The sequence below is a fragment of the Staphylococcus saccharolyticus genome (assembly GCF_900458815.1).
Taxonomy (GTDB): domain Bacteria; phylum Bacillota; class Bacilli; order Staphylococcales; family Staphylococcaceae; genus Staphylococcus; species Staphylococcus saccharolyticus.
In genome coordinates this window covers 1,391,101-1,403,708 of record NZ_UHDZ01000001.1, presented here as the reverse complement: position 1 = coordinate 1,403,708, position 12,608 = coordinate 1,391,101, and the positions used below count along the sequence as shown (strand labels likewise).

The 12,608-nt window shown below is 29.5% G+C and carries 9 protein-coding genes and 6 pseudogenes; 10 read left to right on the top strand and 5 right to left on the bottom strand.

Features of this window, described 5'->3' with window-relative positions; translation table 11 throughout:
- Positions 1-140 precede the first annotated feature (140 nt).
- From DYE57_RS06950 to DYE57_RS06910, 10 genes and pseudogenes are all read left to right on the top strand, one after another.
- Positions 141-1,288, top strand: a pseudogene (locus DYE57_RS06950) (anthranilate synthase component I); the annotation flags it as partial.
- Positions 1,289-1,303: 15 nt separating this feature from the next.
- Positions 1,304-1,651 carry a beta/alpha barrel domain-containing protein gene (locus tag DYE57_RS12370; RefSeq protein WP_232619774.1) on the top strand — a complete coding sequence of 116 codons (348 nt, stop codon included), beginning with the start codon at positions 1,304-1,306 and terminating at the stop codon, positions 1,649-1,651.
- A pseudogene (locus tag DYE57_RS06945) lies at positions 1,648-2,296 on the top strand (phosphoribosylanthranilate isomerase). Before DYE57_RS12370 ends, DYE57_RS06945 begins: the two are co-directional and overlap by 4 nt.
- Positions 2,274-3,111, top strand: a pseudogene (gene trpB / locus DYE57_RS06940) (tryptophan synthase subunit beta); the annotation flags it as partial. The pseudogenes DYE57_RS06945 and trpB, both read left to right, overlap by 23 nt.
- A pseudogene (locus DYE57_RS12845) lies at positions 3,083-3,489 on the top strand (tryptophan synthase subunit alpha); the annotation flags it as partial. The pseudogenes trpB and DYE57_RS12845, both read left to right, overlap by 29 nt.
- A 162-nt stretch (positions 3,490-3,651) precedes the next feature.
- On the top strand, positions 3,652-4,311 hold the full coding sequence (locus DYE57_RS06930; protein ID WP_115313403.1) for a type 1 glutamine amidotransferase domain-containing protein: 660 nt from the start codon (positions 3,652-3,654) through the stop codon (positions 4,309-4,311).
- A 278-nt stretch (positions 4,312-4,589) separates the two neighbouring features.
- Complete coding sequence (locus tag DYE57_RS06925) at positions 4,590-5,843, top strand: aminoacyltransferase (protein WP_115313402.1); 1,254 nt, start codon at positions 4,590-4,592, stop codon at positions 5,841-5,843.
- Between the two features lie 25 nt (positions 5,844-5,868).
- Entirely contained in the window at positions 5,869-7,122 is a 1,254-nt protein-coding gene (locus tag DYE57_RS06920) for an aminoacyltransferase (RefSeq protein ID WP_115313401.1), read from the top strand.
- A gap of 87 nt (positions 7,123-7,209) precedes the next feature.
- A pseudogene (locus tag DYE57_RS11860) lies at positions 7,210-7,925 on the top strand (HAD hydrolase family protein).
- Positions 7,926-7,976: 51 nt separating this feature from the next.
- A pseudogene (locus tag DYE57_RS06910) lies at positions 7,977-8,492 on the top strand (substrate-binding domain-containing protein).
- Between the two features lie 71 nt (positions 8,493-8,563).
- Here the strand turns inward: DYE57_RS06910 and DYE57_RS06905 are convergent.
- The 5 genes from DYE57_RS06905 to DYE57_RS06885 form a co-directional block, all read right to left on the bottom strand.
- Complete coding sequence (locus DYE57_RS06905) at positions 8,564-9,262, bottom strand: ABC transporter ATP-binding protein (protein ID WP_115313400.1); 699 nt, start codon at positions 9,260-9,262, stop codon at positions 8,564-8,566.
- Positions 9,259-10,041 carry an ATP-binding cassette domain-containing protein gene (locus tag DYE57_RS06900; protein WP_115313399.1) on the bottom strand — a complete coding sequence of 261 codons (783 nt, stop codon included), beginning with the start codon at positions 10,039-10,041 and terminating at the stop codon, positions 9,259-9,261. The genes DYE57_RS06905 and DYE57_RS06900 overlap by 4 nt, the downstream gene beginning before the upstream one ends.
- The gene (gene nikC, locus DYE57_RS06895) at positions 10,013-10,858 is read right to left on the bottom strand and encodes a nickel transporter permease (protein ID WP_115313398.1); all 846 of its coding nucleotides are present in this window, start codon (positions 10,856-10,858) and stop codon (positions 10,013-10,015) included. Before nikC ends, DYE57_RS06900 begins: the two co-directional genes overlap by 29 nt.
- A complete protein-coding gene (gene nikB, locus DYE57_RS06890; RefSeq protein ID WP_115313397.1) occupies positions 10,848-11,852 on the bottom strand; it encodes a nickel ABC transporter permease in 1,005 nt (334 codons plus the stop codon). Before nikB ends, nikC begins: the two co-directional genes overlap by 11 nt.
- Before the next feature lie 177 nt (positions 11,853-12,029).
- Positions 12,030-12,374 (bottom strand): hypothetical protein, encoded by a 345-nt coding sequence (locus DYE57_RS06885; RefSeq protein WP_115313396.1) that lies wholly within the window; start codon positions 12,372-12,374, stop codon positions 12,030-12,032.
- Positions 12,375-12,608 lie beyond the last annotated feature (234 nt).

Sequence of the window (12,608 nt, the reverse complement as noted above, 5' to 3'; positions counted from 1 at the left end):
GATTAAGTTAATAATCTTTTAAATCATTTTGAAAATAAAGTTGACATAATGAATCGGCGTGTTTAAATTTAAAGGATGCTGATTTTTAATTAGAAAGGAGAATGTATATGGATGTATTTTATAAAAAGTTAAATGCTTAAATTACTCCAGAAGCACTTGCTCAATTAAGACAAAAATTATTTTTGAAAGTACGAATCAAGAAGAGCTTAAAGGGAGATATTCTATTGTAATTTTTGATGATTGTGTCAGTGTAAAACTTGATAATACTCAACTTTCAATTCAGATAGTTGATAAGTGCAAGACAGTTACTTCCAAGCCATATAAATATTTAAAAAAATTAATTAATCAATTTTATTTTGATATCGAAGATGAGCAATTAAAAAACTTGCCATTTATATCTGGATTTATAGGCACATGTAGTTTTGATTTAGTTAGACATGAATTTCCAAAGTTAAGAGATATTCATTTGTCTAATCATAGAGAGCATGATGTTCAATTTTATTTAGTTGAAAATGTCTATGTGTTTGATCATTACAAAGAGGAATTATACATTATCGCAAGCAATTTATTTTCTAATAGAACAAAGGAAAATTTGAAAGAAGATATTAACAAAAGGTTAGAAGAATTAAAGACGATTGACTTTTGGAGGGATGATATAAAGTTTGATAGTTCTCAACGTAGAATATTAACCAATATATCTGAAAATCAATTTATTCAAAATATTAGAGCACTGAAGAAGAAAATAAAAGAAGGCGATATGTTTCAAGTTGTGCCTTCTAGAATTTATAGTTATATACATCATTTTGATTGCTATTTACACCAATTAACATTTCAACTTTATCAAAAATTAAAAAGACGAAACCCAAGTCCATATATGTACTATATAAATAAAGATATACCAATTATTATAGGTAGTTCTCCAGAAAGTTTCGTAAAAGTTAAAGACAACTTTGTATATACAAATCCTATAGCTGGAACGGTTGAAAGGGGGAATAATGTCGCACAAGATGAAAAGAATGCAACATTGCTTATTAATGATGAAAATGAAGTAAGTGAACATAGTATGTTAGTTGACTTAGGTAGAAATGATATTCATAGAATTTGTAAAACTGGAACATCTAAAATAACTAAATTAATGAATATAGAAAAATATGAACATGTTATGCACATTGTGAGTGAAGTGGTAGGGGAATTAAAGCCTAATATCTCTCTAATGAGTGTGATAGCGAGTTTACTACCAACTGGCACAGTTTCTGGCGCTTCAATCATTTTACTTATCGTAAATATACTGACGGATGAACAATTGAAAGATTTGTATGCTTACGCTACTCAACTAGACTTAGAAGTATTAGTAGAAGTTCACGATAGATATGAATTAGAAAGAGCACATCAACTTTCTCCTCATATTATTGGAGTAAATAGTAGAGATTTAAAACGTTTCGTTACTGACGTAGAACGCACTAATAATGTTTTAAAAAATAAAAAAGCAAAACATTACTACATATCAGAAAGTGGTATACATAGTCAAAACGATGTGCAGAAAATAATTACTTCAGGTATTGATGGATTATTAATAGGGGAAGCTTTGATGAAATCAGAAAATTTAAGTCAGTTCTTACCTAGTTTAAAGCTTCCTAAGGTAAAGCGATGATTGTGAAATTTTGCGGTTTTAAATATAGTACCGATGTTGATAGAATTCGAAATTTAAATGTAGATGCTATAGGTTTTATACATTTTACAAAAAGTAAAAGACACGTAACAATTAAAAAATGCAACAACTAACTAAACTTATTCCTTCTCATATCGATAGAGTAGCAGTAGTTGTAGATCCATCGATAACTTTAGTAGAAACATTGATAAAACAAACTAATATCAACACAATACAATTACATGGTAATGAGAGAATACAACTAATCAAAAATATCAAAGCTATAAAACCAGGTATTAAAATTACTAAAGCATACCTGCTGATAAATATTTGAAAGAGCATATACAAAAGTATCAGAATTATGTAGATTTGTTTATCATAGATACTCCGTCTGAAAACTATGGTGGTACAGGAAAAGTCTTTAATTGGAATATGTTAAAAAACATTAAAAATGTAAAATTCTTGATTGCAGGTGGGTTGAATATTGAAAATATACAACAATTAGAAAAACTTCAATTAGGGCAAGCAGGCTATGACATCGCAAGTGGTATAGAAACCAATAACTTTAAAAATTTTAATAAAATGGCTCAAATTTTAACTTTTATAAAAGGGGGATATATGATAAGTGAGAATTCAAACAGAAGTTGATGAACTAGGTTTCTTTGAAGAAATATGTACTTGAAACACTAATACCAGCATTATTTGAATTAAAAGAGGCATATAATCAAGCAAAGCTAGATGTAAGTTTAAAAAAAGAATTACACTACTTTCTGAAAGAATATGTGGGAAGGGAAACGCCTTTAACTTACGCAAAAGCCTATTCAAAATTATTAGGTGGGGCGAAAATTTATCTTAAAAGAGAAGATTTAAATCATATTGGTGCCCATAAGATTAATAATGCAATAGGACAAGCTCTATTAGCAAAACGTATGGGGAAAACTAAATTAGTGGCTGAAACTGGAGCAGGACAACATGGAGTAGCTAGCGCAACAGTAGCAGCGCTATTTGATATGGAACTCATTGTATTTATGGGTAAAGAAGATATTAAACGGCAACAACTTAATGTATTTAGAATGGAATTATTGGGGGACAAAAGAAGAAGGGCAAGGCACTCTGTCTGACGCCATAAATAAGGCTTTACAATATTGAGCTAGTCACGTTGAAGACACGCACTACTTATTAGGTTCTGCGTTAGGACCAGATCCATTTCCAACTATGGTAAGAAATTTTCAAAGCGTCATAGGAGATGAAATTAAACATCAAATTAAACATAAAGAGGGGCTACCAGATGTAATAGTTGCCTGTGTTGGTGGGGCTCAAACTCAATTGGGTCATTTTACCCATTTATAAATGAAAATGTTAAATTATTTGGTGTCGAAGCTACAGGAGAAGGTATTCATAGTAATAAACATGCGTTGGCTATTGGAAAAGGTAGACCAGGTGTACTACATGGCTCAAAAATTTAAAAATAAATTTTCCACTCATCAAGTTAAAATCATATCGTTAATAGCTATGACTACAAATGAGGAGAGAATGAAAACAATTGCTCAACAAGCAGAAGGATTTATATATACAATAACTATGAACGCGACAACTGGTAAAAATGAACAATTTCATCAGAGCTAAAGAGAAAAATTAAATTAATTTAATTAAAGAAAATTCAAAAGTACCAGTGGTTGCTGGCTTTGGTATAAAAAATTATGAGCATGTTAAAGAGATTGGTAAAATAGCTGATGGCGTGGTTATTGATAGTGAAATTGTACGTAGATTAGAAAAAAAACCAACCACAAGAGTTCATACAATACATTAAAACTATTAGACAAACATTAGATATATTATAAATCATCTTATATTTTATATTTATAATAGATACAAATAGAAAAAGATTTTCATGTGATTGTAAATAGCTTAATTTTAAACAACGATATACGATTTTTGAATAACTTTAACGTTACTTGGGTACTTATATATAACAAATACTTTTTTAATGAGGTGAAATATAAATGAGTAAAAAAGTTTTATTTGTTTTAACAAGTATTAATCAATTTCCTGATGGCACAGAAACAGGTTTATGGCTAGAAGAAGCAGCTGAACCTTTTAATATATTAACTAAAGAAGGTATTGTTGTAGATGTAGCATCAGTCAAAGGTGGAAAAGTGAATTTAGATCCAAATTCTACATCTGATGAAGCATTAAATCATTATGTTAAATTTGTATCTCATCTAAATAACACTGCAAGTATTGATGACATAAATGTTGATGATTACGACGCAATTTATTTACCAGGCGGTCATGGTACGGTCTTCGACTTTGCTAATAATAATATGCTTGCAGAAATTTTAATTCATTTTAGAAATCATGACAAAATCATTTCTTCAGTATGTCACGGCCCCAGTGCTTTTGTAGGGGTTAAAGACAGTAATGGTAAGTATTTAGTTGATGGTATTAAGCTTACTTCATTTACTGATAGTGAAGAAAAATCAATGGGATTTGAAAATAAAGTACCTTTCTTAACACAATCAAAATTAGAAGAACAAGGTGCACATTTTGTAGCACAAGATGACTTTACTTCACATTTGGAAGAAGATAGTAAATTTATTTCTGGTCAGAACCCTCAATCAAGTAAAGTCGTTGGTAAAGCAATATTAAATGCATTACAATAAAAGTGAAAATGACATAATATGGGTCGACATTTTGTTAAGCCCATATTATTTTATACATATAGTCAACGAAGTAATGAAGTAATAAAGAAGCAATAAATTTGATTTAATATTTTACATAATGATTTAATTAGATAATGTTTTAGTTTTAGTTTTAGTAATAACTATTGTATACTTGTCTAGATTAGAAATATATATGCGTATCTTTTCAATCGATTTTATAATAAAAGGTGAAATTTAACGATCTGTTTTCTATAAAGATATAAATGGGAGTTATGATGATGAAGTTTACAAATTTAACAGCTAAAGAATTTGGTGACTTTACTGATCAAATGCCTTATAGCCATTTCACTCAAATGGAAGGTAATTATGAATTAAAAGTCGCTGAAGGTACTGAATCACATTTGGTAGGAATAAAAAATAATGAAAATGAAGTAATAGCAGCTTGTTTATTAACTGCTGTACCAGTAATGAAATTTTTTAAGTATTTTTATTCAAATCGTGGCCCTGTGATTGATTATGATAACAAAGAGCTTGTTCATTTTTTCTTTAATGAATTAAGTAAATATGTAAAGAAGTATAACTGTTTATATCTACGAGTTGATCCATATCTTCCATACCAATATTTAAATCATGATGGTGAAGTGATTAATAATGCTGGTCATGATTGGTTCTTCAATAAAATGGAAGATTTAGGTTACAAACATGAAGGCTTTCACAAAGGTTTTGATCCAATACTTCAAGTGAGATATCACTCGGTGTTAGATTTAAAAAACAAGACTGCTAAAGATGTATTAAATGGTATGGACAGTTTAAGAAAACGTAATACTAAGAAAGTTCAAAAAAACGGTGTAAAAGTTCGCTTTTTAACTGAAGAAGAATTACCAATTTTCAGGTCTTTCATGGAAGACACAACCGAAACGAAAGAATTTGCCGATAGAGATGATAGTTTCTACTATAATAGATTTAACCATTATAAAAACCGTGTACTAGTACCTCTAGCATATATTGATTTTGAGGAATACATAGAAGAGCTCAATAGTGAGAGAGAGGTTTTACAAAAAGATTATAATAAAGCGCTTAAAGATATTGAAAAGCGCCCTGATAATAAAAAAGTGTTTAATAAAAAAGATAATCTTGAACAGCAATTAAAAGCGAATAAACAAAAAATTGAAGAAGCTGAATATTTAAAACAAGAACATGGTAATGAATTACCTATTTCAGCTGGTTATTTTGTAATAAATCCATTTGAAGTTGTTTATTATGCTGGTGGTACTTCTAACCGTTATCGACACTTTGCAGGTAGTTATGCAGTTCAATGGAAAATGATTAATTATGCACTAGAGCATGGTATTAGTCGCTATAATTTTTATGGAATAAGTGGAGATTTTAGTGAGGAAGCTGAAGATGTAGGAGTAATTAAGTTCAAAAAAGGCTATAATGCTGAAGTTATTGAATATGTGGGTGATTTTATTAAACCAATTAATAAACCTATGTATAAAATCTATAATGCACTTAAAAAGTTAAAGAAATAGAATTTAGGAAGGAAATTAACTAATTATGAAATTTATAGAGTTAACAGTTAAAGAATTTGAGAACTTTATACAAAGTCCATCTTTAGAAAGTCATTATTTTCAAGTGAAAGAAAATATTGTGACTCGTGAGGCCGATGGTTTTGAAGTTGTATTATTAGGTGTTAAAGATGATGATAATAGAGTGATTGCAGCGAGCCTTTTCTCTAAAATTCCTACAATGGGCAGTTATGTTTATTATTCAAATAGAGGTCCAGTTATGGACTATTCAGATTTAGGTTTGGTTGACTTTTATTTGCGAGAATTAGAAAAATATTTGCATCAACATCAATGTTTATATGTAAAATTAGATCCATATTGGATTTATCAAATTCACGATAAAGATATTAATCCACTAACAGAGAAAAATGATGCATTAGTGAATCTTTTTAAATCACATGGGTATGACCATCATGGTTTTACCACCGAGTATGATTTATCAAGTCAAGTTAGATGGATGGGTGTATTAAATTTAGAAGGGAAAACACCTTCTTCATTAAAAAAAGAATTTGATAGTCAACGTAAAAGAAATATAAATAAAGCGATAAACTACAGTGTGAAGGTAAGATTTCTTGATAGAGATGAGTTTGACATATTCTTAGATTTATATCGTGAAACTGAAGCTAGAACAGGCTTTGTGTCTAAGACAGATCAGTATTTCTATAATTTCATTGATTATTATGGAGAGAAAGTTTTAGTTCCTTTAGCATATATTGATTTAGATGAATACATTAAGAAAGTTCAAAAATCTCTTAACGATAAAGAAAACCGTCGTGATAATATGATGGCTAAAGAAAATAAAAATGATAAGCAATTAAGAAAAATTGCTGAGTTAGATAAACAAATAGATCATGATAAGAAAGAATTGCTCCATGCCAGTGAATTACGTCAAACTGATGGTTCTATATTAAATTTAGCGGCTGGTGTTTACTTTGCTAATGCTTATGAAGTCAATTATTTCTCTGGAGGATCTTCAGAAAAGTACAATCAATATATGGGCCCATATGCAATGCATTGGCATATGATGAATTATTGCTTCGACAATGGTTATGATAGATATAATTTCTATGGATTATCTGGTAACTTTACTAAAGATAGTGAAGATTATGGAGTTTATCGCTTCAAAAGAGGGTTTAATGTTCAAATAGAGGAATTAATTGGTGACTTTTATAAACCAATTAATAAAGTAAAATATTGGTTATTCACAACATTAGGTCGTATACGTAAAAAATTAAAAAAATAATCATATTTATAGTTGACGAGCATATTGGTAAAATAGCCAATATGCTCTTTTTGCCGTTTTAGTTTACATAATATATATTATAGGAAGTTGTGTGTAATCACAGGGGTGCACCTTCACACAATCTACTTAATCTACATTTCATCTATTAAGCAAAGACTTTTCATGCTACGTCTTGCGAATCACAATGTAATATTTACTTCAGCACGTCCTATAAGAGATTTGCTACCAGTCATACCCGAATTTGAAGATGATACCTTAATTGGTTGGTGGTAATGGCTTAATTATCTCTAAAAATAGACAAATCGAAATTGTTTCGGTAATCAATGAGCATGATATTAGTCTAATTAAAAAGCTTATAAAGAAATATCAATTATCTTACACCTATCTTACATCATTGATGATAAATTTAATTATGCTACTAATTTGGATACTGATAATGAACTATATCAACATCAACGTATTGATCTTGATGGTAAAGCTCAACCATTAGATATGGACGCCATTCAATATCCTATTAAAGTAATTCTATTAAATATTAAAAACAAGGACTTTGACTTGATTGCACACCAATTAGACAGTAAATCTCAAATATATTTTAGGCATAAAGAGTGATTATATTGCTCGCTTTTGGTAATGATCACAATGATATACATATGTTAGAGTACGCCTCTAGAGGTTATTTTGTAGCTAATCAATTCGTAGAACATACATCATTGATAAAAAATCCAAATATCACAGTTATAGATAATACGAATCGTGCGGTATGTGAAGTTCTAGATATGTATCTATCAGATGATAAATAAGTATCAATATTCTTATTGAAAATGATTATCACTATTGATAGGAGGATTGTTATGAAAAAAATATTAACATTAGTATCTATTTTATTATTTGCTATAGTATTAACAGCTTGTGGAAACAACAATAAGTCAAATAATAGTCATGATTCTAAAAAACAGTGACTATTAAAAATACATATGAATTTAAGGATAAGAATAATACACATCATCGTGGTGAAACGAAAACAGTCACTGTTAAAGTTCCTGTAGACCAAGTTATGATCAATTGCCTAAATCTAAACCAGAGCTTATTCTTACATCATTTAGACAAGCACATACTAAGACAATTGACGAAATGAAAAAAGCGGTACCAAATGCTAAAATTCTATTCGTAAGTCCAGATAAGGAATTAAAGCGTTCAGTTCAAGTGTCGTTTTGGAGGATTTTTAAATAAAGATCTTGGCATCACAAACATGCTGATAAAAAAATGAAAGATAATTCAGCGTATATCAATTTGAATCCAATGCATGGTATTTTGGTGAAGGTGGCAATCAATTAACGAATGATTATGTAGTGAACCCCAAAAGTTAGATTTTGAGTCCAACTTTTGGGGTTCATTTCATTAATGAAAATCATCTGAAGTATTTAATTATATAAATCAATTATTCAAATGTTTGAATTAATAGTTTTGTATATGGATGTCTTTGGTTGCTAAATAAATCTTTATTAACGAAATCATCAACAATTTTACCATTTTTGAGAACTATCATTCTTTGAGTTAATCTTTGCAAGACAGACAAATCATGAGATATCACAATTATTGTTTTTGACTTAACTTCTTCCTCTTCTTTTAATATATTAATCACATTTTGTTCAGCGAAAACGTCTAAGTTCGATGTGATTTCATCACAAACTAAAATATCAGGTTGAGCCATTAATGATCGAATAATATTAAATCTTTGTAGTTGCCCCCCACTTACTTCTGATGGGTACTTCTTTAATAAGTGTGAAGATAAATTGAATTTGTTTAAATATTTAAGAACTGTTTCTTGTATATCATTCGACTTCAAATGTCGATAAAAGTTAAGAGGTTCTTCAAGAGAATGTTGAATCGTATATTGACGATCAAAACTTTCTATAGCGTGCTGAAAAATGGGTAATACTTTTTTAGATTGAATGATTATATTGCCTTTAGTTGGAATATGTTGACCTAAAATTATCGAACCAAGCGTACTTTTTCCAGCCCCGCTTTCTCCTAAAACCCCTACTTTTTCACCTTGATCAATACGTAAATTGATATCTTTTAAAAAAATAGGCGTTTTTTTATGATAAGCGAAGGAAGCATGATTAATCAGTATCATGATTGCTGATGCACTCCCTTCTGCAACTTATTTCTATAACAGAGTAATTGTTTCGTATAATTCTCTATAATGTGATGATTAAATAAGTTGTTTATTTCTCCCGTTTCAATGAGGTTACCATTTTTCATGACATTAAAATAATCTCCATAGTTAAGCACATGATTCATATTATGAGTAATTAATAGAACAGTATTGTGATGATCCTTGACGATATGCTGTAATAACTTCATTATTTGATGGCCATTGACAACATCTAAAGATGCTACTGGTTCATCCACGATGATAAGTTCGGGATTTAACATGAGGACGCTTGCGATATAAACTCTTTCTAATTGTCCTCCTGAAAGTTGAAAACTATATTTTTTTATAATTGAAGTATCATTTAAATTCACCCAAGTTAAAGCTGTTTTAACTTTATCTAAAGCTTCCATTTTAGTAACATCAAAATGATTACAATAAATCGCTATTAACTGCTTCTCTAAAGACGTGTATTCATTAAAACTTTGGGCATAATTTTGAGAAATATATCCAATGTGTCTTCCTAGTAATTGTTTGATGTCTTGAGAATTTCTATCATCTATTTCATATTTTTCATAAGTCATGCTCAAGTGTGGTGGCAGGTAATTTAAAAGGGCTTTTGCTGTCAGACTCTTTCCAGCCCCACTTTCGCCGATAATAATATTCATTGCTTGTTTATAAATAGTTAAATTGACATTTTGAATGAGCGATTTTCCGGTATCATCATTAACGTTAAGATTCTTTACCGTCAAAAGTTTCAATCTTTACACCTCTTTTCTCCAATAAACGATCTCTAACTGCATCACCTGTGAGATTAAATATTAATATAGTCATAGATATCAATGTAGCAGGTGCGATAATCATAATAGGATGCGATGTAATAAAATCACGTCCTGCTTGAAGCATTGCTCCCCATTCAGGAGATGGCGGTTGCGCTCCTAATCCTAAAAAGGATAGTGAACTAATATATAAAATAATCTTTCCAAAATCTACAATCATAATGACTAAAATAGAAGGAATAACTTTTGGTAATAGATGTTTAAATAAAATATTTAAAGTTGAAACTTTGAAAAATTGTGCCATTAGAATATAAGATTGGTTCATTTCTGCGTTAACAATACCTCTTGTTACTCTTGTATAGTTCATCCATTTAATTAACGTAATCGCAATCACTAGGTTCCATATACTAGGATGAAAAAAGCTTGCTAGAGCAATCATAATAACAAACTCTGGTATGCTTAAACCGATATCAATGATTCTCATAACTACGGCATCAATCCAACTTTTTTTATAACCTGCAAGTAATCCAAGAGGCACTCCAATGATGACTGTAAATAATAATGTTAATAATGTGATAAATAAAGTTGAACGTGCGCCTATGATTAAGCGACTAAATAAATCACGACCGTAATCATCTGTACCTAGTAAATGGTTAAAGCTTATTGGTTCAAATGTGTGAGATAAATTAACTTTAAATGCTGATTCATTATTAACCAAAAATTGGCAGGCAACAAGGATAATCATATAAACGATGAACACTAAAAAAATTGTGTTCTTCTTCGTTAATTTAAAATTCATGATGATCACCTTCACTTTTATCTATGTTTGACTGCTTAAAATTGAATAGTTGATGTTTACTCATCATCGCAAAGCGTTGTTTAGGATCAATGAACAATGCTAGCAAATCAGCAATAGTATTAATAATGACAACAAAGAAGCCTATCAATAGCACACAACCTTGAATGACTGGATAATCTCTAGATTTAATACTATCTACTAAAAAGTAACCTAATCCAGGAATATCAAATAGGTTTTCTATAACAACTGTTCCACCTATTAAACTTCCTACTGATAAACCTAATAGCGGAATAACAGGTATCATAGTTGGTTTGAAAATATCATGAAATAGTATATATTTTTCAGGCATTCCTCTTAGTCGTGATGCCTCAACTATGGGACTTTGATATTGCTCTAAAAGATTGGAACGTATAAAACGTATATAATATGCACACATACCTATGCTCATAGTAACAATAGGTAAAATATAACTAGTAATTGAACCTTCTTCTGAGGTTGGCAATAGATTTAATTTTTGGTTGAAAATAAACAATAATACTAAACCAATAAAGAATGAAGGTAAACTGACAGATAATGATGTTAAAATACGTATCAATTTATCTAATGATTTATGATAATTTAAAGCCGCTATAATCCCTAATGGCATAGAGATAATCATTGATAGTACAAGCGTTCCAAAGGTGATAATCAATGTTGGTGAGATATAATTTAATAATTCTTTAGAAACAGATTCTCCAGTTTGGTAACTTGTACCTAAGTCAAAATGTAATAATTGACTAAACCAATGCCACCATTGTGAAAATATAGAGTCATTTAAACCTAATTTGTTCTCTGTCGCCTTGATTTGAGAATTCGAAACTTGCGAGGTATCTAGATGTAAAATTTTGCCTACGGGGTTTCCGGGTGATACTTTCATGAATATAAAAGTTAAAGTGGTTAATATAAATAAGACGATAATCATCTGTAAAAATTTTGAAATTATCGTTTTAATCATTCTTTAGCATCCTTCCATTTTAAATGGATTATATATTTATTAAATAATAAAATTCATTATCTATTATAATCTCTCTATTTAAAAATTAATAGTAAAAGCTACAGTGAGTATTTAGAATTTTTAAATGAAAAACTCAACCTTGTCTTAACTATAACAAAGTTGAGTTTAAATAAAATGTTATTTATAACTACGTCGAGGCATATCATCGTTGTCGGTATCATATTTACGAAGTTCTTTTTCCAGTTTAATCTTATTACGTTCCCGTCTCCAATTTCTTGTAAAATACCACAGTAGGAAACTTGTAATTAAACTCATAATTCCTAAAAATGCAGCATATCCAAGTAAAGGTTGATATGAAATATCTTGGAAATTAGGAATGAAAAAGGCAAGTATAGCTAATACTACAAAAGTAATCACTGCTGCTTGAAACCATTTATGTAAAACTAATGTACAAAATACTGTTAACACAATCATTGATAGGATGGTTATCCATAAATAATTAGGCATATCAAATATTGTCATTATACGTGCTCCTATTACCTAAATTTAAATACTATTATACTATTTAACATTAAATAATTATTCAGACTTGAGTAGTAACAATTTTAAAATATAGTAATTAAACAATCAATAAAGTTAAGTTTAATAATTATAATAATTTGTATATTCCCTTTCGCTAAGTTTCATAAACAATTAATCCCCTGCTACTGACCTTTCATTATGAGAATCATTGTTGATTTTAGTATAATGAAATTT